We start from the raw sequence: 19,862 nt of genomic DNA, 5'->3' as shown, positions 1-19,862 counted from the left end.
CCTCATGCGCACCCTCGCCGTCGTCGTCCCCACCTACAACGAAGTCGCGAACATCGCGACGGCGCTGCCGCGGGTCGCGCTCGCGGCGTCCCGCAACCCCGACTTCCACGTGACCGTCGCCGTCATCGACGACAGCTCCCCCGACGGCACCGCCGACCGCGCGCGCGAGCTCGCGGCCGAGCTCGGATCCGACACCTTCGAGGTCCTCGTGCTCTCGCGCGAGAAGAAGGAGGGGCTCGGCGCGGCGTACATCTGGGCCTTCCAGCACCTCCTCGCGGCCGAGCGCCGCTACGACTACCTGCTGCAGATGGACGCCGACCTCTCCCACGACCCGGACTACATCGACGCCTTCCTGCGGGAGGTGCGCGGCGGCGCCGACTTCGTGGTCGCCTCCCGCTACATCGCCGGCGGGGGCACTCCCGACTGGACGCTCGACCGCAAGCTGCTGAGCGGCGGCGGCAACCTCTACACGCGCCTCTTCCTCGGCTCGAAGATCACCGACTGGACCGGCGGCTTCAACCTCTTCAGCGCGGACCTCCTGCGCACCCTCCACCTCGAGACGATCCGCGCAGCCGGCTACGGCTTCCAGATCGTGCTCAAGTACCGGGCGCTGCGCCGGGCCCGCGGAGTGAAGGAGATCCCGATCGTCTTCCTCGACCGCACGGTCGGCAACTCCAAGATCCCGAGCGACACCCTCCTGAAGAACCTCCTGCTCGTCCTGGCCATCCGGTTCGGCGGGAAGCACCGGTGACGGCGGGTCCGACGGGATCCCCTCGGACCCGGAGGGCCCTCCTCGAGCTCGCCGCCCTCGCCGTCGTCGTCAGCGGGACCCTGCTCGTGCTCGGCTTCATGGTCGGCACGCCGTGGCGGCCGCTGCTCTTCCGCGACGGCGACTCGCTGGCGCTGCCGCTGATCCTGCAGTCCTTCGCCGAGGGCCGCCCCGCGGCCTGGGTGATGACGAGCCAGCTCTTCCTCTTCCCCGAGCTCCCCGTCTTCGGGGCCTCGTGGCTGCTGACCGGCGGCGATCCCGCGGCGGCGCTCGCGGTCAACGCCGTGCTCAACCTCGTCCTCCTCTACGGAGTGCTCCGGATGCTCGCGCGCCGACTCGTCGCGGACCGGCACCGCCGGCTGCGGCCCGCCGCCGCGCTCGCCGGCATCGCCGTGCTGCTGGTGCTCTGCCTCACGGAGGGCCGCGCGCTGAACAACGAGGGGGCCCTGGCGACCACCTTCCTCCTGACGACCTACTACTACGGCGCGGTGCTCACGGGCCTCGCCGGGCTCGCCGTCGCCCTGGGCGCGCTGCGCGAGCGCCGTCCGGCCGCGCGCCCGCTGCTCTTGGTCGGAGCGGCCGTCGCCGCGACGACCCTCTCCGATCCGCTCCTCCTGGTGCAGTTCGTCGGCCCCCTGCTGGTGGTCCTCGTCGTGCTGCTGATGCTCGCTCTGGCTGCTCCCCGAGCGGTGCTGGTCGTCGCGGGCACGGTCCTCGGGGCCGCGGCGCTCGGAGCCGCACTGCGGATCCCGCTCGGCTTCCTGATCGGGACCGACGCCGGCGGGTACCTCCGGCTGCCGCTCGCCGGGACGGCCCTGGACGACCTGATCGTGCAGTTCCTCGTGCTGAAGGCGCCGCTGATCGGCAAGCTCGAGGTGGCGCTGCTGGGTCTGCTGCTGCTGGCCGCCCTGGCCGTCGTCGTGGCCGGTGCCGCCCGCGTCGCGCGGGGGGCCGCCCTCGACGAGGCGGCCCGTGCGCGCTTCGCGGTGTGCGCGTTCCTGCCGGCGCAGACGGCGGTGCTCCTGGTGGTGCAGGTCTTCACCGGCAGCTCGGTCAGCCGCTACCTGATGCCGATCCCGGTGACCGCGACCGTGGTCGTGATCGCGCTGATCGGCGCCGCGGCGGCGCACCGGCGGAACGCGGGCACACGACTGGCGCCGGTCGTCCGCGTCGTGGCCCCGCTGGCCGCCGCAGGCCTCGTCGTCGCCGCCGTGCCGGCCACGGCGGCGGTCGCCTCGGCGGCGGCCGGCGCGCGATCGGACCCGGACGCCGGCTGCCTGGAGCGCTGGATCGACGGCCGCGAGCTCGCGGGCGTCGGCTCGTTCTGGTCGACGCGGCCCCTGGACCTCTACGGGCCGGCCTCGCTGCACGTCCAGCAGGTCAACTTCGACTTCACGGTGCAGCTCTGGATGAACAACCTGAGCGACTACCGCGACCGGCAGTACAGCTTCGTCCTGGCCGACCGCTCGCCCGACTGGGCGGGGCTCGCGCGCGGGACGCTCGGCGATCCCTCCGATATCGTCGCCTGCGGGGGGTTCGACATCTACGACTACGCGGGCACCGACGGCGAGACCGAGCTGAACAGGATCGTCCAGAGCAGCGTGGAGGAGCAGCGACGTGAGCGCGGCTACTGACACGCGCGGCCCGCGGACGGCGAGCCGGCGGCGCCGGACGCTCGTCGAGCTCGGGTGGGCCCTCGGCGCCGCCCTCGTCTCGGTCGTCGCCGCCGTGCTCGCGCTCGGGATCGGGCCGCAGGACCTGACGGCCCGCTGGACCGTGGGCGGGGACGACCAGATCCTGCACTACACGCTCTTCACCAGCGCCACGCAGGCGTTCCCGTTCGACGGCAACGCGGCGCTCGGCTTCCCCGACGGCTTCAACGCGTTCTTCAGCGCGCAGTTCGACGTCGCCTCCGCCCTCGCCGTCTCGGTCCTGGCCCTCCTGGTGCGCGACGGGACGACGCTCCTGAACGTCTTCTACCTGGGCACGTTCGCGACGGTCGCCCTGACCGGCTACGTGTTCTTCCGCGCCCTGCGCACGCGGCCCTGGGTCGCGGCGTTCTCCGCGGTCCTGCTGTCGCTGCTGCCCTACCACTTCCTCCGGATCGGCTTCGGCCACGCGTTCCTCGCCAACTACTGGGCGATCCCGCTCGTGGGCGTGATGGTGCTGATGGTCGCCGGACCGCGCACCGATCCTCTCCGCGCCTGGGCCGAGCGGGGCGCGACGCGGAGGAGCCGGGTGCTGCGCTCCGTCGTCCCGGGAGTCGTGCTCGGGCTCCTGGTGGCGAGCACGGGCGGCTACTACTACGTCTTCGCGGTCCTGGTCCTCGGAGCGACCTGGGCGGTGAGCACGGCCGCCGGGCTGCTCTCCCGCGAGCGGCTGCGCGTGCTCGCGGTCTCGTCGGTGCCGTTCGTCGCGCTCGGCGTGTTCGTCGGGCTCTCGCTGCTGCTGCTCTCGCTCGACTTCGGGGAGCGCTACAGCCCGTACTTCACGTCGCGGACCGTGGGGGAGTCGGAGGCCTACGCCGGCAAGCTCGTGCTGCTGGGCCTGCCCTGGTCGGGGACCGGGCTGCCGCAGGGGTACGGCCTGCTGAACACCTACGCGGGCCAGTCCGGCGTGGCGCCGACGACGGAGCCGCCCGGGTTCTCGATCCTCGCCAGCGTCGCGCTCCTGATCACGCTCGTGGCGCTTCCGATCACCGCGCTCGGCGGCGGGCGGGCGCTGCGTGCGACCGCGGTCGGCCGCTTCTTCTCGGACGCCCGCGTGCGCGTCCTCGCCGTGGCGACGCTGGCCGCGCTCCTCTTCTACACGGTGACGGGCCTGGGCGTCGTGGTCTCGCTGGTGGCGGGGCCGACGATCCGGGCATGGGCGCGGATGTCGATCGTCATCGCGGTCCTCGTCCTCGGCGTGCTCGCGCTCCTGCTCGACCGGATCACGGCCCGTGGCGGCATCCGGATCCTCGTGGCGGCGCTGCTCGCTGCGATCGCGGTGGTCGATCAGCTGGCCGGGGTATCGGCCGCGGTTCCGATCGCGCCGACCGACGACTCCGAGATGCGCTCGTTCGTGTCGGAGGCCGACGCGCAGCTGGACGACGGCTGCGGAGTGGTGGAGCTCCCCCTGAAGAGCTTCCCCGACAGCGGGCGGATCGGAGCGCTCTCCGACTACGACGAGGCGCTGCCGTACCTCGCGACGGAGGAGGGACGCCTGCGCTGGAGCTACGGGGCGGTGGAGGGCACCTACGGCTGGGACGTCTGGGGCGACGTCGACGACCCGGCCGCATTCGCCAGCGCTGTGGCGGGCAGCGGCGCCTGCGCCGTCTACGTGGACACCGCCGGCTACACCGACGACCCCGACGGCTGGCGGGCCTACGTCGAGGCGGCGACCGGGGACGTCGAGCCCGAGGTCGCGTCCGGCTCGGGGCGCTGGCTGCTGTTCACGACCCAGCGCTGATCAGCGGTCGTCGAAGGCCAGCTCGAGCAGGCGCCGCGCGGTGCGGTCCCACCCCGGGATCGGCTCCGGTGCGAGTCGCCGAGGGCTGCGCAGCGCCGCTCCGATCGCGGTCGTCCACCCGGTGCGGTCCGCCGGGTCGATGAAGACGGCGGTGGACTCCCGTCCGGCGAGCGCGTCGCGGAGGCCGGGGATGTCGGCCGCCAGCACCGGGGTGCCGCAGGCGACGGCCTCGAGGGCGGGGAGGCCGAAGCCCTCGTGCCAGGAGGGCATCGCGACGGCGTCGGCGCCCGTGAGCAGGGCCGGCAGATCCTCGTCGGCGACGTAGGAGGAGGCGAAGCGCACGTCGGCTCCGGCCGCGACCGCGCGCGCGACAGCGGAGTGGACGTCCCCGTTGTCCCAGCCGTCCCCGCCGACCAGGAGCAGGGTGTGACCCTCCGGCCGCTCGGCCTGCCGGTAGGCGTCCACCAGGGTGACGAGGTTCTTGCGGCGCTCGATCGATCCGACGAAGAGCAGATAGGACCCGAGGCCGTGCTCCGCCCGGACCCGCGCCACCTCCTCCTCGCCGCGGGCGTGGAAGAGGTCGGCGTCGATCGTGGTCGGCAGCACGCGGACGCGCGCGGGAGCGACGCCCAGAGCGCTCTCGACCTCCGCCGCGGAGGACGGGGTGCCGGTCAGGACCAGATCGCTGCGCCGGATCCACCGGGGCACCGACCGCGACAGCAGCTCCCGGCGCTCGCGCGGAACGAGCTCGGGCATCACGGCGAAGCAGACGTCGTGCACGAAGGTGAGCGAGCGGGAGCGGGCGAGCGGCCAGCTCCGGAAGTTCGGGAAGAAGTAGGCGCCGCGGCCGAGCAGGAGGTCGATCCCCGGCGCGGGCAGCCGGGTCAGAGCGCTCCACAGCGGCCGGGGCAGCGGCACCGGACGGACGCGCAGGGTCCGGAAGCCGAAGCGCTCGAGCGAGCGCGCTTCGCTCGCCGGCACGACGAGGAGCACCTCGACCTCCGCGGCGGTCGCGTCGGTGTCCAGGGCGTGCAGCAGGCCGAGCAGGACGCGGCCGACTCCGGTCAGGCGCGGCGCCGCGAGGGCGGTCGCGTCGACCAGGAGGCGGCGGCGCCGCGCGGTCACGGCCTGCTGAGGCGGACGGTGGAGTCGATGTCGACGACGCCGTCGTGCACGGAGGCCCGCTCGACCGTGAAGGTCGCGGCGACCGGGATCCGCATGGTCTCGCCCTGCGAGAAGGTGGCCGAGGAGGCGTGCACGGCGTAGTTGCCGGCGCCGAGGTGCAGGTCGGGGAGGGTGAACGTGACCGTCATCTCTCCGTCGACCGCGCTCAGCGGCGTGCCGATGCGCTCGGTGTTGGTCCCGAAGACCCGCTGGCCGAGGGGAGTGTCGATGCCCATCCCGATGTTCCAGTCGTCGACCGGGCGGCTGGTGCGCACCGTGACGTCGAACTCGAGGGTCTCACCGCTGCGGACGACCGTGCCCCCGTGCTCGATGGACCCGCCGCGCAGACGGCAGCCCAGGATCTCGATCAGCTGGGGGGCGGGCTCGTCCGCGGCCTCGGCGGCCTCGGCCTCGCGCTCCTGGCGGGCTGCCCGACGGTCCTCGAAGCTCTCGCGGAGGACCTGGAGCCCCTCGGAGGTCTCGCCGTCGAAGACCACGGTGCCCTTCTCGAGGACGATGGTGCGGTCGCAGAGCTCGCCGACCTGCTCGAGCGAGTGGGTGACCAGGACGATGGTCTTGCCCGCGCGCTGGAAGGCGCGGATGCGGTCCATGCACTTGCGCTGGAACGGCTCGTCGCCGACGGCGAGGACCTCGTCGACCAGCAGCAGGTCGGGATCGGTGTGGATCGCGATCGCGAAGGCGAGCCGCACGTACATGCCCGACGAGTAGAACTTGACCTGGGTGTCGATGAACTCGGCGATCTCGGAGAAGTCGACGATCGAGTCGAACTTGCTGTCCAGCTCGCTGCGCGAGAGTCCGAGGATCGCGCCGTTGAGGTAGACGTTCTCGCGCCCGGTGAGGTCGGGGTGGAAGCCCGCTCCGAGCTCGAGGAGCGCGGCGAGGCGTCCGCGGCGCTCCACGGTGCCGGTCGTCGGCTGCACGATGCCGCCGATGAGCTTGAGGAGCGTGCTCTTGCCCGAGCCGTTCGCGCCGATGAGGCCGACGGTCGAGCCCAGGGGGATCTCGAGGTCGACGTCGCGGAGCGCCCAGAACTCGTCGCGGTGCTTGCGCCCGCGGCCGAAGTTCACGATCCGCTCCTTGAACGACTTGTCCTTGCGGATGACGAAGCGCTTGGAGGCGTTGCGCACCCGGACGACGGTCGGGGTGCCGGAGGAGGCGGGCACGGACTCCTGCTTGCTGGTGAGGGTCACGATCAGATCTCCTGGGCGAAGTTGCCCTCGAGGCGGCGGAAGATCCGGTGGCCGATCCACACGAACACCAGCCCGACGACGAGGACGATGAGAAGGCGCAGCTCCATGTCCGGCGGCCATACCTGGGGGGCGATCTCGGTGCCGTCGATGATGCTGACGCGCGAGCCGTCGCCCCAGATCGCACGCTGGAAGGCCAGGATCGCGTTCGAGATCGGGTTGATCAGGTAGAGCTGCTCGGCCCAGCCGTGGCCGGCACCCGTGGAGGCGGCGACGACGAAGTTCCACGCGTAGACGATGGGGGAGAGCCAGAAGAAGATCTGCAGCCCCACCTCGACCAGGAACTGGACGTCGCGCAGGTAGACGTTGAGGGCCGACAGAGCCAGTGCCAGCGCGAGGCCGTACACGAGCACGATCGCCAGCGCGGGCACGATGTAGAGGAGCTGGACCCCGAAGATCAGCGAGCCCGTGAGGACGGCTCCCGCGATCAGGACGACGAACTGGACCCCGAAGTTGAACAGGGCCGAGCCGATGGCGGCCACCGGGAAGATCTCCCGCGGCAGGTACACCTTCTTGATCAGTCCGCCGTTGCCGAGGATCGACGTGGTGCCCGCGGTCACGATCTCGCTGAACAGGCCCCAGAGGGTGAGCCCCGAGAAGACGAAGATCGCGAAGTTCGGGACGCCGCGCGAGGCCCCGAGGATCTGGCCGATCGCCACGTAGTAGATGAGGAGCATGATCAGCGGCCGGACGAGGCTCCAGACGAATCCCAGGCTGCTGTCCTTGTAGCGGGACTTCAGCTCACGCCCGACGAGCAGGCGGAGCAGCTCGCGGTGCCGCAGGATCTCGGCGAGGGAGGCGACGAAGCCGCCCGAGCCGCCGCCGACGGCCGACGTGGTGCCGGCGATCTGGAACGGCTCGTCGGCGATCGCGCGCGCGCGATCCACAGCTTTGCTGGGCATGGAACTCCAAGCTCTCGGCCTCCGCCGGGCGACGGACCGCATCATTATACGTGCGGCCCACCCCGGAGCCCCCTGGCTGGCGTGCCGGTGCGCGGCGCATGGCGGGTAGTCTTGCTCCCGCTCGCCGACTGAACGACACGAACGAGGTGTTCGCCATGCCCACGCAGCCATCCGACGTCCCCCTGGACCCGGCGCCGCAGAGCGCTGGGGACCCCGCCCCCGTCCTCGGCGGCACCGGCGAGGACGCTCCTCCCGCTCCCGACCCGAGCCTCGAGTCGGCCGTCGGCGACGCGGCTCCCAGCACCGTCCCCACGGCGCCCGCGCGCACGTCCGGTGCCCCCGTCGAGCCCCGTCCCGCCGAGCCCGAGTCCCCGGACGAGGAGCTCGCCCGCCTGCGCGCGCAGGTCGACTCCCTCCTCAACGACCCCTTCGACGAGTGGGTCGAGCGGATCCAGGTGGGCGGAGTGACCGCCTCCGGCTTCGAGCGCACCCTCTCCTGGCGGGTGACGAAGCCGCTCCGCCTGGTGCGCACCTTCCAGATCCGCGTCGAGCAGCTCGGGCTGTCGGGCGCCGTCGGCCACAGCGCGCGCTTCGTGAAGCGCCGCCTGTCCGGTCGGGCGCGATGAGCGACCGGTCGCAGGTCTCCGCCGCCGGTGCGGCCACCGCGCGCGCCCACCGCACGGAGGCGATGCTGCAGCGGCTGGAGCAGGTCGGCGCGCTCCTCTTCGACGAGGAGCGGCGCGCCTCGCTGCGCACCCGCGGGCCCGGCCCGTACCTCGACGAGGTGGCCCGCGAGATCCGCGCGCGCCAGGACGACGAGCTGACCTGGGTCGCGCTGGTGTCGTTCACGGCCGCGTACCCGACGAGCGAGCTGTTCGACTGGTTCCGCCGCGCCCTCGAGCTCGCGCCCGAGGAGGCGGCGCTGCGCATCTTCCTCGAGGCGGGCTCCCGCACCGCGACCGGGTTCGCCGATCTGGACGCCCGCGTCGAGGTCGTCGCCGGGGCCGTCCTGATCGACGTCGACTTCCCCGCCCGGCACGGGCACAACACCGGAGTCCAGCGGGTCGTGCGCCAGACCGTGTCCCGCTGGGACGCCGAGCACGAGATCGTCCCGGTCGCCTGGGTCCACGGCTCGATGTCCTTCCGACGGCTGAGCGCGATCGAGCACGAGCGCGTCGTCGACTGGTCCTCCGCCGGGCGGCGCGACTGGGAGCACGGCGATCCGGAGCGCATCGAGTTCGTCGTGCCCTACCGCAGCGTCGTCGTCATCCCCTCGGTCCCCGACTACAACCAGTGCGGGCCGCTCTCGGCCCTCGCCGAGTACTCCGGCAACGAGGTGGTCGTCCTCGGCCACGACGCCATCCCCGTCGTCAGCGCCGACACGGTGCCGCCGGAGGAGACGGTGCGGTTCGTCAACTTCCTCTCCGTGGTCAAGCACGCCGAGCGCGTCGCCACGGTGAGCGCCGCGGCCGCGCTGGAGTTCGAGGGCTTCGTGCGCGCGCTCCCCGCTCAGGGCCTCACCGGCCCGACCGTCGTCCCGGTCCCGCTGCCCGTGGAGCTCCCGGACGGCCTGCGCTCCGAGGGCCGGGGCGCGTCCGGGCTGCCGCTCGTGCTCTGCGTCGGCAGCCAGGAGCCGCGCAAGAACCACCTCGCGGTGCTGCACGCCGCCGAGGTCCTCTGGCGCGAGGGCCTGCGGTTCCGCGTCCGCTTCATCGGCGGAGCCAACCCCTGGGCGCACCAGGTCTTCGATCCCCGCGTGCGCGAGCTGGTCGCCGCCGGGCGCCCGGTCGAGGTGCTCCGCGGAGCCGACGACGACGTCCTGATCGCGAGCTACCGGGAGGCGCTGTTCCTGGCGTTCCCGTCGCTGCACGAGGGGTACGGCCTGCCGGTCGCCGAGGCGCTGTCGATCGGGCTCCCCGTGCTGACCTCGCGCTACGGCAGCACGGCCCAGATCGCCGAGCACGGCGGATGCGTCCTGATCGACCCGGAGTCCGACGAGGAGATCACCGACGGGATGCGCAGACTGCTGACATCGCCGGAGCTCGTCGACGAGCTCCGGCTCGAGGCGGCCGAGCGGCCCGAGCGCACCTGGGACGACTACGCCCGGGAGCTGTGGGCCGCCCTGATCGGCCCCTCGGCCCTCATCGAGCACGAGGAGGCGCCCCGTGCGCTCTAAGCAGTACCTGGTCGACCGTCTCGCCACCCTGGTGCGCACCCTCGCCCCCTCCGTGGAGCCGCTGGGCAGCGTCGACGCCCTCACGGGCCAGCTGAGCGTTCTGCTGCCCGCCCCCACCGACCGCGAGGTCTGGCTGGTGCTCGCCGTCCTCCGCGGCACGCTCCCGCGCCGGGAGGACGTCGTCGACGGTCGCCGCCGGGCCCGGCTGGACGGCACCGCCGGCCTGCTCACCCACGCCGCGTCCACCATCGCCTCGAACCGGGTCTTCGCCCGCTTCCACCACCCCGAGGTCGAGGTGGTCGTCGGCGCGGTCGTGGTCGACGTGCACCACACCGCGCGCACGGGACTGGCCACGGGCATCCAGCGCGTGGTGCGCCAGAGCCTCGTCCGCTGGACGCGCGACCACGAGATCCTGCTCGCCGGCTGGGACTCCACCCACGAGTCGCTCGTCATGCTCACCTCGGAGCAGAGCCGGAACGCCGTCTCGGGCGACGTGCCCGACGCCGCGGAGGACCGCTCCCGCGTGATCGTGCCGTGGGAGGGCACCTACCTCCTGCCCGAGCTCGCCGTGGAGGACGAGCGGACGTCGCGCGTCTCCGCCCTCGCCGAGTTCAGCGGCAACCGCACGGGCACCATCGGCTTCGACTGCGTGCCGGTCACCACCGCCGAGACGGCGAGCACCGGCATCAGCGCCGCCTTCTCGCGCACTCTCGTCGCCGTGTCGCACATGGACCGCATCGCGACCATCTCCGAGGCGGCCGCGACCGAGTACTCCGGCTGGCGCCACATGCTCGGCAGCGTCGGGATGCAGGGGCCGGACATCCGCCCGATCCTGCTGCCCTCGCAGCCGGAGAGCGTCTCGGACGAGGAGCTGGCCACCGCCGCGCGCTCGCTGGTGACCGGCGACCTCCCGCTCGTGGTCTGCGTCGGCAGCCACGAGCCGCGGAAGAACCACCTGGCGGTGCTCCAGGCGGCTGAGCTGCTCTGGCGCCGGGGCGTGCGCTTCAGCCTGGTCTTCATCGGCGGCAACGCCTGGAGCAGCGCCGAGTTCGAGTACCGCCTCGAGGTCCTGGAGGGCCAGGGCCGTCCGGTCCGCTCGCTCTCCAAGATCACCGATGCGCTGCTCTGGAGCGCCTACCGCCTGGCCCGGTGCACGGTGTTCCCCTCGATCAACGAGGGCTACGGTCTCCCGATCGTGGAGTCGATCTCGGTCGGCACGCCGGTCGTGACCTCCGGGTTCGGCAGCATGCACGAGGTCTCCGCCTCGGGCGGCGCGCTGTTCGTGGATCCGCACGACGACCACGACATCGCCGCGGCCCTCGAGCGGCTGCTGACCGACGACGAGCTGCACGCGCGGCTCTCGGCGGAGGCGCTCGCGATCGACGGCGGCACGTGGGACGAGTACGCCGCGCGCGTCTGGTCGTACCTCGTCGAGGGCGAGGGCGTCGACGAGCGTGCCCGGGCCGAGCGGTCGGACGCGACCGCCTAGGCGTCCTCGGCCGCCCGCACGGAGAAGGCCCCCGCTCGAGGAGCGGGGGCCTTCCGCGTGCGCGGGAGCGGGTCAGCCGGAGCGGCGCGCCAGCTCGAGGTCGTTCTCGACCATGCGGGCGACGATCTCCTCGAAGCCCACAGTGGGCGCCCAGCCGAGCACCTCGCGGGCCCGGGAGGCGTCCCCGCGCATCTCGGGGGCGTCCACGGGGCGGGCGAAGCGCGGGTCGATCGTGACCCGGTGCTCCCAGTCGTCGATGCCGGCCGCGGTGAACGCGGCGCGGACGAAGTCGCTGACCGAGTGCGCGACTCCGGTCGCCACGACGTAGTCGCCCGCCTCCTCGGCGCGTGAGGCGCGCACCAGGGCGTCCACGTAGTCGGGGGCCCAGCCCCAGTCGCGGCGCGCGTCGAGGTTGCCGAGAGAGAGCTCCGACTCGGCGCCCGTCGCGATCGCCGCGACTCCGGCGGTGATCTTGCGGGTGACGAAGCCGAGCGGCCGCCGCGGCGACTCGTGGTTGTAGAGGATGCCGGACGAGGCGTGCAGCCCCCGGCCGCGGTAGACCGCGACCAGGTGGTGCGCGAACGCCTTCGCGGCGCCATAGGGGGAGACGGGGCGGATCGGGGTCCGCTCGGTCTGCGGGTTCTCGGTCGCGGCCCCGAAGATCTCGGAGGAGGAGGCCTGGACGAAGCGGACCTCGCGGCCGGCCGAGTCCTGGAGCGCCAGCGAGGCCTCCAGGAGCGCGGCGACCGCGGTGCCGGTCACCTCGGCCGTGAGCACGGGCTCCTTCCACGAGAGCGCGACGGAGGAGAGGCCGGCGAGGTGGAAGACCGTGTCCGGCTGCGCCTCCGCGACGATGCGGCCGAGGCCGGAGGCGTCGCGGAGGTCGCCCTCGAAGGGCCGGACGGCGGCGGGCAGAGCGGCGTCGTCGGTCCCGCGCACGAGCGCGGAGACCTCCCAGCCGTCGGCGAGCAGGCGCTCGACGAGGTAGCCCCCGTCCTGACCGCTCGCTCCGGTGACGAGAGCGGCAGGCATGACTACTTGATCAGCGCGGACTGCTCGGCGAGGTCGTTCTCGACCATCATCGCCACGAGCTCGGGGAACGAGACCTTCGGCTCCCAGCCGAGGACGTCGCGCGCCTTCGCCGGGTCGCCGATCAGGAGGTCCACCTCGGCGGGACGCATGAACGCGGGGTTCTGGGTCACGTACGGGGTCCAGTCCTCGATGCCGACGTGGTTGAAGGCGATGTCGAGGTACTCGCGGATCTCGTGGGTCTCGCCGGTCGCGACCACGTAGTCGTCGCCCTCGGGCTGCTGCAGCATGCGCCACATCGCGTCGACGTAGTCGCCGGCGAAGCCCCAGTCGCGCTTCGCGTCGAGGTTGCCGAGCTCCAGCGTCTCCTGGAGGCCGAGCTTGATGCGGGCGACCGCGAGGCTGATCTTGCGGGTGACGAACTCCGGGCCGCGGCGGGGCGACTCGTGGTTGAAGAGGATGCCGGAGGAGGCGTGCATGCCGTACGACTCGCGGTAGTTGATGGTCATGTAGTGGCCGAAGACCTTGGCCACGCCGTAGGGCGAGCGCGGCCAGAGCAGCGTCTCCTCGCTCTGCGGGACCTGCTGGACCTTGCCGAACATCTCGGAGGAGGAGGCCTGGTAGAACTTCACGCGCGACATGTCGGAGCCGGCGTAGAGGCGGGTCGCCTCGAGGATGTTGAGCACGCCCTTGCCGGTCACGTCGGTGGTGAGCGACGCGTTCTCCCACGAGTAGGCCACGAACGAGATCGCGCCGAGGTTGTAGACCTCGTCGGGCTGAGCGGCGGCGAGCACGCGAACGAGGCTCGAGACGTCGGTCAGGTCGCCGGTGAGCAGGGTCACCTCGGGGACGGTGCGGCGGACCAGCTCGTACTTGGGGTTGTTCTGCCCGCGGACGAGCCCGAAGACCTCGTAGCCCTTCGAGAGGAGGAGCTCGGCGAGGTAGAGGCCGTCCTGGCCGGTGATTCCGGTGATCAAAGCGCGGGGCACGTGGTGGTCCAATTCGTCGGGGTCGATGACAGCGGGTCACATACTACCCACGGGCCCGGCCGGCCGCCGGGCGCGGCGCGGTCCGCGGGTATCCTGGCCGGGCTTCGGACCGATTGGACGCCATGCCGGAACTCCGCCCCGTCACGCTCGCCGTGCTCACCGTCGACCCGGGCGGGATGGGCGGCGGCGAGACCTACGCGCGCGCCCTCACGCGCCTGCTGGCGCCGCGGCCGGGGGAGGAGGGGCCCGCCGTGCAGGTGCTCGTGCCCGAGAACGCGCGCGGCTTCAGCGAGGGCGTGCCCGAGGTCGTGGCCGAGGGGGTCGTCAGCGGTGCGGGCCACCGCCGCCGGGCCGTCGGGATGCTCCAGGCGCTCCTGCGCACGCCGCGGCTGCGCCGGCGCGTCGGCCGGGACGCGGTGCTCTACTTCCCCTTCACGGTCCCGCTCCCGTGGCCGTCACGGCGGCAGGGGCACGTGCAGATGCTGTTCGACCTGCAGCACCGCGACCTCCCGCACCTCTTCCCCCGCGTCGAGCGCGTCTTCCGCCGCCTCGCCTACGAGGCGACCGCTCGCCGCGCCGACGCGGTCATCACCATCAGCGCCTTCACCAAGGGGCGGATCGTCGAGCTGCTGGGCATCCCGGAGGAGCGGATCCACGTGTCGCATCTCGGCGTGGACACCGGGCGCTTCGTCGCGAATCTGGGGACACGGGAGGACTTCGTCTTCTACCCGGCGCGCGCCTGGCCGCACAAGAACCACGCCCGCCTGTTCGAGGCGGTGCGCCTGCTGCGGGCGGAGGGGCACTCCCTCCGGCTCGTGCTGACGGGAGGGGATCTGGACCGCCTCGGCCCGCTGCCGGACTTCGTCGAGTGGCGCGGCCACGTCACTCCGGAGGAGCTCGCCGACCTCTACCGCCGGGCCGCGGTGCTCGCGTTCCCGAGCCTCTACGAGGGCTTCGGCCTCCCGCCGATCGAGGCGATGGCGTCGGGCTGCCCGGTCGCCGCCTCCGACGCGGGCTCGCTCCCGGAGATCTGCGGGGACGCCGCGGTCTACGTCGATCCGCTCGAGCCGCGCTCGATCGCGGACGGGATCCTGGAGGCGATCGCGCGGACCGGCGAGCTCGGCCCGCTCGGCGTCGAGCGCGCCCGGTCCTTCAGCTGGGAGCGCTGCCGGGAGGAGCACCTCGCCGTGCTCCGCCGGGTGGCGCGGCGGCGCGGGCGCTGAGGAGGCCGGTCAGTCCCGCGGGTGCAGGAGCCGGCGCCAGCTCAGCCCCTGGGCCGCGCGCATCGCGCAGAGCACCACGAGCAGCCAGCCGGCGTCGAGCAGGATCGAGCTCTCGGCCAGCGCGGTGACCATCAGCACCGTCAGCACCAGCACCGGCCAGACGTGCACGACCGCCTTGCGCTCGGAGGCGATCAGCCAGGAGCGCCAGAGCGCGAGGCCGATCAGCACGACGAACAGGACCACTCCGACCGCCCCGACCTGCAGGGCGACGTCGAAGAGCGCGTTGAGGCTCGACGAGTGCGGGCGGCCCGAGAGGTAGTCGATGGCGGTGAAGGGGTAGAGGTCGGGTCGCCAGTAGCCCACCCAGCCCCAGCCGACGATCGGCGCGAGGTCCGTGAAGCGCCAGACCTGCTGCCAGAGCCGCAGCCGGAACTCGAACTCGCTGCCTGCGTTCAGGAGCTCGATCACCCGGTAGCGCAGGAGCCACACGGTGAGGGCGGCCGCTGCGGCGACTCCGAGCACCGCGAACTGCCGCCGCCGGCGCTGGGCGCCGTCGCCGTGGCGCACCCAGCGCAGGGCGAGCGCGACGACGACGGCCACGGCGAGCACGCCCGCGCTCACGGCGGACCGCGTGAAGAGGAGGGTGACCGCGGCGAGGGCGATCGAGGCGACGGCCGGCCAGCGGGCGACGGAGCGGGTCATCAGCTCCACCGAGAACGTGACGATCGCCAGCAGGCAGACCAGCCCGAGCTGGTTGCGCGTTCCGACCAGTCCCTGGATCGGCCCGCCGACCGCGAGCAGGCCCTCCACGCCGAGGAAGCGCAGCGGCTGGTCGATCAGCACCCCCGAGAGCACCTCCACGGCGAGCGAGGCGATCAGCACGACCCGCAGCACGTCGCCCACCGAGCGGATGATCTGGATGATGTCGCGCGTGAGGCCGATCGCGATCGCCAGGAACGCCAGGGCGAACTGGTAGACCACGCTCGAGACCGTGGCCCAGGTGTAGTCGCTCCACAGCACGCTGAGCGCGATCCAGCCGAGGAACACCAGGATGCTCGTGGGCAGCAGGCCCTCCCAGTCGAGCAGGCCGCGCCGCAGGACGAGCATGACCGCCGCGAGGGCGGTGAGCGTGGCGACGGCGGCGATGTAGCCGGGCCAGCCGATGAGCCCCCGGACCGCCGGGGCGCAGAGGACGGTGACGAGGGTGGTCTGGGCGAGGGCCGCCGCGAACTGCGGGGACGCCGTCGCGTCGGCGACGGAGGCGGGGAGCGAGGGGCGGCGGGGCCTCATCGCCTCGGGGAGGCGTCGGCGAGGGGGAGCGGGGTCGCGGCGAGGACCTCGGGCGTGTCGGTCGCCGGCCGCTTGGTCTGCACCGCGAAGAGGACGAGGAGCAGCCAGCCTCCCTCGATCAGGATCCGGCTCTCGAACAGCGACTGCGCGAGGAGAGCGACGACGATCAGCAGAGGAGCGAGGCTGACGGCCGTGTAGGGGAGGGTCGAGGTCGCGTCGCGCCGCGGGCGGTCGACGGCGCGGAACCAGGAGCGCCACAGGGTCGAGACGGCGAGCGCCGCGAACAGGACGAGGCCGACCGCTCCGAGCTGCAGGGCGACGTCGAGCCAGGCGTCGTGCGCCTGCAGGTAGAGCACGCCCTTGCGCTCGGCGAGGGTGTCGAACGGGGCGACCCAGGGAGCCCAGTAGCTGACCCAGCCCCAGCCGAGGACCGGGCGCTGCAGCGTGAGCGCGATCACCGAGTCCCAGATGTCGAGGCGGCCCGTGGCGTCCTCGCTCTTGCCGAGCAGGCCGAGGAGGGCGCCCCGGCCCGCGGCGCCTCCGGCGACGGCCGCCACCGTCAGACCCGCGGCGGTCAGGTAGACGGGGCGGCGGCGGGACTCGCCCCTCCGGCGCGCCCAGAGCGCGAACGCGGCGGCGAGGACGACGGCGACGAGGCAGAGGAGGACGGTGGCGGAGCGGGTGAGCAGGAGGGTCACGACGAACAGGGCGACCCACACCGCTCCCCAGCGGCGCCGGATCGAGCGCGCGGCCAGCTCGATCGCGATCACGATCAGGCCGAGCAGGGCGAGGAAGCCGAGGAGGTTGCGGTTGCCGACGATCCCCTGGACGGGCTCGCCGGTGAAGAGGGCGGCCTGCGACCAGTAGAAGGCGTCGGGCGTCGGTCCGTCGGCGGGAGGCTCGACGCCGAACGGCAGGACGGGCTGCCGCACGACGACCGCGATCACGAGCTCGAAGAGGAGCGACAGGCCGACGGAGAGGCGCAGGGCCCGTCCGAGAGCGGTGAGCAGCTCCCGGCTGGTCAGCGTGACGGCGAGGACGACGCCGCCGAGCGTCGTCGCGAGCTGCGCCGTGACGCCGATCGCGCTCGCGCCCGGGTAGGCGGACCACACCAGCGAGAGCACCGCGAGCCCGAGGAAGAGGACCAGCGACTTCGGCGTGCGGGCCCAGCGCAGGCGGGGGCGGGCGCGGACGAGCACGGCGATCGAGGCGCCCAGGAGCACGGCGACGACGAGGCCCCAGCCCCACCATCCGGCGAGGTTCCGCAGCGACTGGCCGGCCAGCAGCACGGCCAGCACCGCCACCGCGAGCGCTCGGGGAGCGGCGGGGGCGGCGCGTCGGATCATGGCGACCAGTCTAGGGAGCGGGGGCGGCACGGCGGCGTGCCGGTCGCGCCGCCGCTCGCTCCCCGGCCGGGCCGCCCCCTCGGGAGAGACGGCCCGGCCGGGGAGGCGTCAGACGAACGCGGCGGTGCCGGTGATCGAGCGGCCGACGATCAGCGTGTTCATCTCGCGCGTGCCCTCGTAGGAGTAGAGGGCCTCCGCGTCGGCGAAGAAGCGGGCGACGCCGTAGTCGAGGACGATGCCGTTGCCGCCCATCACCTCGCGGCACCAGGCGACGGTCTCGCGCATCCGGGCCGTCGCGTAGGCCTTCGCGAGGGCGGAGTGCTCGTCGCGCTGCTCGCCGGCGTCGAGCATCTCGGACACCCGGGTCGCCAGGGCGATGCTGGCCGTGATGTTGCCGATGCTCTTGACCAGGAGGTCCTGCACCAGCTGGTGCCCGACGAGCGGCTTGCCGAACTGCACGCGCTCCTTCGCGTAGCGCAGCGCCGCGTCGTAGGCGCCGATCGCGACGCCGATGGCCTGCCAGGCGACCTCGGCGCGCGTGAGCCGGAGCACCTTCGCGGTGTCGCGGAACGAGTTCGCGCCCTGCAGGCGCAGCGACTCCGGGACGCGGACGCCCTCGAGCACGATGTCGGCGTTCTGCACCGTGCGCAGGCTCTGCTTGCGCGCGATGGCGGTGGCGCGGTAGCCGGGCGTCGAGGTGGGGACGAGGAAGCCCTTCACCTGACCGTCGTCCGCGTCCTTCGCCCAGATCACGGTCACGTCGCTGAAGGTCGCGTTGCCGATCCAGCGCTTCTCGCCGTCGAGGATCCAGTCGTCGCCGTCCCGGCGGGCGGTGGTGCGCAGGCCCTGGGCGGAGTCGGAGCCGGAGTGCGGCTCGGTGAGGCCGAAGGCGCCGACGACCTCGCCCGAGGCGAGCTTCGGCAGCCACTCGGCGCGCTGCTCCTCGGAGCCGGCGACGCCGACCGTGCCCATCACCAGCCCGTTCTGCACGCCGACGTAGGTCGCGATGCCCGCGTCCACCCGGCCCAGCTCGAGCGCCACCCACCCGCGGAACACGGCGGAGTTCTCGATCGCGCGGGTCTCGGGCCAGGAGAGGCCGATGACGCCGGTGGCGTGGATCCCGGGGATCAGCTGCCGCGGGAACTCCGCGCGCTCCCAGTACTCGTCGGCGATCGGCCGCACCTGCTCCTCGAGGAACGCGCGGACGCCGACCAGCAGCTCCTTCTCGGCGGGCGTGAGCGCCGCCTCGAACCCGTAGAAGTCGGCCCCCAGGGTCTCGAAGGTCGTGCCGTCCATGCTCTGTGCTCCCTCGCTCGTCGGTTGCGGCACGGCGACCGCTCCGACGGCGGCAGTGCTGCGCCTCCCAGCGTACGAAGCGCGCCTGCGAGTGCCGCGTCCTCTGGCGGAGAGCACCAACAGGCGGGCCCTCCTCCCGGGCCCGCGTTGTGGATCCTGCTAGCGTCGCAGCGGAGCGGCCCCGGCGCGTCCGGCTGAGCGGCTCGGACCCACCCCTCGGACGGAAGGCCAGCGCTCCCGTGTTCATCCCGATCGGCAACACCCCCCGCGACTACGCCTGGGGCTCGCTCACCGGCATCTCGGAGGCCCTCGGCACTGCGCCCTCCGGCGCCCCCGAGGCCGAGCTCTGGCTCGGTGCGCACCCGGGATCGCCCGCTCGCATCCTCGACCCCGCCTCCGTCGGCGCCGGCACGCTCGCCGAGTGGATCGCCGAGCACCCCGAGGCGGCGCTCGCCGGGGTGGAGGGGTCGGTCGATCCGGTCTCGGGCGCTCCCCGTCTGCCGTTCCTGCTCAAGATCCTCGCGGCGGGCGGGCCGCTGTCGCTCCAGGCCCACCCCTCCTCCGAGCGGGCCCGGCGCCGGTTCGTCGAGGAGGAGGAGGCCGGCATCCCGCGGGACGCCGCCGACCGCAACTACAAGGACCCGTTCCACAAGCCCGAGCTGATCTACGCGCTCAGCGAGAGCTTCGACGCGCTCTGCGGCTTCCGCGAGCCGGCGGACGCCCGGGCGCTGCTCGCCGAGCTGGCCGGACGCGCCCCGGCGGAGGAGGCGGCCGTGATCGCGCGGTTCGCCCGGACCCTCGAGGGCGAGCCCGCGGAGGTCCTCCGCGGCGCCGTCTCCTGGCTGCTCGCCGACGGCGACCGCGCCGAGGTCGCGGCGCTGGTGTCCGCGGTCGTCGCGGCCTCCGCGGGCGACGACCGGCTCGAGACGACCACGGTCCGCGACCTGGCCGAGAGCTACCCGGGCGACCCCGGCATCGTGCTCTCGCTCCTGCTCAACCGCGTCCGCCTCGCCCGCGGCGAGGTGCTCTACCTGCCCGCCGGCAACATCCACGCGTACCTCGCGGGCACGGGGGTGGAGCTGATGGCCGCCTCCGACAACGTGCTGCGCGGGGGGCTCACGCCCAAGCACATCGACGTCCCCGAGCTGGTGAGCGTGCTCGAGTTCTCGCCGCTGCCCGTGCCCTACCTCCCGGCCGAGCAGGCCGGACCGGGCGTGCGCGTCTACCGCCCGGACGTCCCGGACTTCGTGCTCGCGGTCGTGCAGCCCGAGTCGGAGGAGCCGGCCCGCGTCGCCCTGCACGGACCCGCCATCGCGATCGCGACCGAGGGCACGTTCTCGCTCGAGGGCGCCGAGGGCTCGGTCCGCGTCGAGCGCGGCGGCAGCGTGTTCGTGACCCCGTCGGAGGGCGCACTCGCCGTCACCGGACGGGGCACTCTCTTCGTCGCGACGGTCTGACCCCGGACGCTCCC

The 19,862-nt window shown here is 73.2% G+C and carries 16 protein-coding genes; 8 read left to right on the top strand and 8 right to left on the bottom strand.

Annotation, left to right across the window (positions count from 1 at the left end; all coding sequences use genetic code 11):
- The first annotated feature begins 4 nt into the window (after positions 1-4).
- Genes C5C24_RS03820 through C5C24_RS03810 form a run of 3 tightly spaced genes read left to right on the top strand, consistent with a single transcriptional unit; the run spans position 5 to position 4,219 of the window.
- Entirely contained in the window at positions 5-751 is a 747-nt protein-coding gene (locus C5C24_RS03820; protein WP_104275326.1) for a polyprenol monophosphomannose synthase, read from the top strand.
- Positions 748-2,403, top strand: a complete 1,656-nt coding sequence (locus C5C24_RS03815; protein WP_104304346.1) for a hypothetical protein — start codon at positions 748-750, stop codon at positions 2,401-2,403. The genes C5C24_RS03820 and C5C24_RS03815 overlap by 4 nt, the downstream gene beginning before the upstream one ends.
- A complete protein-coding gene (locus tag C5C24_RS03810) occupies positions 2,387-4,219 on the top strand; it encodes a hypothetical protein (protein WP_104304345.1) in 1,833 nt (610 codons plus the stop codon). The genes C5C24_RS03815 and C5C24_RS03810 overlap by 17 nt, the downstream gene beginning before the upstream one ends.
- Here C5C24_RS03810 and C5C24_RS03805 read toward each other — a convergent pair whose 3' ends face one another.
- From C5C24_RS03805 to C5C24_RS03795, 3 genes are read right to left on the bottom strand one after another with little or no spacing between them, the layout of a single operon-like run.
- On the bottom strand, positions 4,220-5,344 hold the full coding sequence (locus C5C24_RS03805) for a glycosyltransferase family 1 protein (RefSeq protein ID WP_104304344.1): 1,125 nt from the start codon (positions 5,342-5,344) through the stop codon (positions 4,220-4,222).
- A complete protein-coding gene (locus tag C5C24_RS03800) occupies positions 5,341-6,594 on the bottom strand; it encodes an ABC transporter ATP-binding protein (protein WP_244229465.1) in 1,254 nt (417 codons plus the stop codon). Before C5C24_RS03800 ends, C5C24_RS03805 begins: the two co-directional genes overlap by 4 nt.
- A gap of 2 nt (positions 6,595-6,596) precedes the next feature.
- Positions 6,597-7,553, bottom strand: coding sequence for an ABC transporter permease (locus C5C24_RS03795; RefSeq protein WP_104275322.1), 957 nt, complete (start codon positions 7,551-7,553; stop codon positions 6,597-6,599).
- A 155-nt stretch (positions 7,554-7,708) separates the two neighbouring features.
- Between C5C24_RS03795 and C5C24_RS03790 the strand changes: the two genes are divergently transcribed.
- The 3 genes from C5C24_RS03790 to C5C24_RS03780 are packed head-to-tail and all read left to right on the top strand — an operon-like array spanning position 7,709 to position 11,218.
- Positions 7,709-8,179, top strand: a complete 471-nt coding sequence (locus C5C24_RS03790; protein ID WP_104281392.1) for a hypothetical protein — start codon at positions 7,709-7,711, stop codon at positions 8,177-8,179.
- Positions 8,176-9,729, top strand: coding sequence for a glycosyltransferase (locus C5C24_RS03785; protein WP_104304343.1), 1,554 nt, complete (start codon positions 8,176-8,178; stop codon positions 9,727-9,729). The genes C5C24_RS03790 and C5C24_RS03785 overlap by 4 nt, the downstream gene beginning before the upstream one ends.
- Positions 9,719-11,218 carry a glycosyltransferase family 1 protein gene (locus C5C24_RS03780; RefSeq protein WP_104304342.1) on the top strand — a complete coding sequence of 500 codons (1,500 nt, stop codon included), beginning with the start codon at positions 9,719-9,721 and terminating at the stop codon, positions 11,216-11,218. Before C5C24_RS03785 ends, C5C24_RS03780 begins: the two co-directional genes overlap by 11 nt.
- A gap of 72 nt (positions 11,219-11,290) precedes the next feature.
- On the opposite strand, the gene C5C24_RS03775 is transcribed toward C5C24_RS03780, so the two are convergent.
- A complete protein-coding gene (locus tag C5C24_RS03775) occupies positions 11,291-12,250 on the bottom strand; it encodes a GDP-mannose 4,6-dehydratase (RefSeq protein WP_104304341.1) in 960 nt (319 codons plus the stop codon).
- A gap of 2 nt (positions 12,251-12,252) precedes the next feature.
- Positions 12,253-13,236: a GDP-mannose 4,6-dehydratase gene (locus tag C5C24_RS03770; protein ID WP_104275317.1), complete on the bottom strand. Its 984-nt coding sequence runs from the start codon at positions 13,234-13,236 to the stop codon at positions 12,253-12,255.
- 122 nt (positions 13,237-13,358) lie between these two features.
- On the opposite strand from C5C24_RS03770, the gene C5C24_RS03765 reads away from it, so the two are divergent.
- Positions 13,359-14,459 (top strand): glycosyltransferase family 1 protein, encoded by a 1,101-nt coding sequence (locus C5C24_RS03765; RefSeq protein ID WP_104281395.1) that lies wholly within the window; start codon positions 13,359-13,361, stop codon positions 14,457-14,459.
- Positions 14,460-14,468: 9 nt separating this feature from the next.
- Here the strand turns inward: C5C24_RS03765 and C5C24_RS03760 are convergent, their stop codons facing one another.
- From C5C24_RS03760 to C5C24_RS03750, 3 genes are all read right to left on the bottom strand, one after another.
- A complete protein-coding gene (locus C5C24_RS03760; protein ID WP_104304340.1) occupies positions 14,469-15,749 on the bottom strand; it encodes an O-antigen ligase in 1,281 nt (426 codons plus the stop codon).
- Positions 15,746-17,095: an O-antigen ligase gene (locus tag C5C24_RS03755; protein WP_146082512.1), complete on the bottom strand. Its 1,350-nt coding sequence runs from the start codon at positions 17,093-17,095 to the stop codon at positions 15,746-15,748. Before C5C24_RS03755 ends, C5C24_RS03760 begins: the two co-directional genes overlap by 4 nt.
- A 108-nt stretch (positions 17,096-17,203) precedes the next feature.
- Positions 17,204-18,391 carry an acyl-CoA dehydrogenase family protein gene (locus C5C24_RS03750; protein ID WP_104304338.1) on the bottom strand — a complete coding sequence of 396 codons (1,188 nt, stop codon included), beginning with the start codon at positions 18,389-18,391 and terminating at the stop codon, positions 17,204-17,206.
- 239 nt (positions 18,392-18,630) lie between these two features.
- Here C5C24_RS03750 and manA point away from each other — a divergent pair, with 239 nt between their 5' ends.
- A complete protein-coding gene (gene manA / locus C5C24_RS03745) occupies positions 18,631-19,848 on the top strand; it encodes a mannose-6-phosphate isomerase, class I (protein ID WP_104275312.1) in 1,218 nt (405 codons plus the stop codon).
- Positions 19,849-19,862 lie beyond the last annotated feature (14 nt).

The organism is Rathayibacter sp. AY2B3, assembly GCF_002931755.1.
GTDB lineage: Bacteria > Actinomycetota > Actinomycetes > Actinomycetales > Microbacteriaceae > Rathayibacter.
The sequence above is the reverse complement of the archived record's forward strand: the minus strand, read 5'-3'. Positions and strand labels throughout refer to the sequence as shown.

Bases quoted from the DNA above. Each gene is read 5' to 3' on its own strand.
- C5C24_RS03785 (WP_104304343.1), top strand. From the start codon at position 8,176: ATGAGCGACCGGTCGCAGGTCTCCGCCGCCGGTGCGGCCACCGCGCGC.
- C5C24_RS03790 (WP_104281392.1), top strand. From the start codon at position 7,709: ATGCCCACGCAGCCATCCGACGTCCCCCTGGACCCGGCGCCGCAGAGC.
- C5C24_RS03765 (WP_104281395.1), top strand. From the start codon at position 13,359: ATGCCGGAACTCCGCCCCGTCACGCTCGCCGTGCTCACCGTCGACCCG.
- C5C24_RS03820 (WP_104275326.1), top strand. From the start codon at position 5: ATGCGCACCCTCGCCGTCGTCGTCCCCACCTACAACGAAGTCGCGAAC.
- C5C24_RS03750 (WP_104304338.1), bottom strand. From the start codon at position 18,391: ATGGACGGCACGACCTTCGAGACCCTGGGGGCCGACTTCTACGGGTTC.
- C5C24_RS03795 (WP_104275322.1), bottom strand. From the start codon at position 7,553: ATGCCCAGCAAAGCTGTGGATCGCGCGCGCGCGATCGCCGACGAGCCG.
- C5C24_RS03760 (WP_104304340.1), bottom strand. From the start codon at position 15,749: ATGAGGCCCCGCCGCCCCTCGCTCCCCGCCTCCGTCGCCGACGCGACG.
- C5C24_RS03755 (WP_146082512.1), bottom strand. From the start codon at position 17,095: ATGATCCGACGCGCCGCCCCCGCCGCTCCCCGAGCGCTCGCGGTGGCG.
- C5C24_RS03775 (WP_104304341.1), bottom strand. From the start codon at position 12,250: ATGCCTGCCGCTCTCGTCACCGGAGCGAGCGGTCAGGACGGGGGCTAC.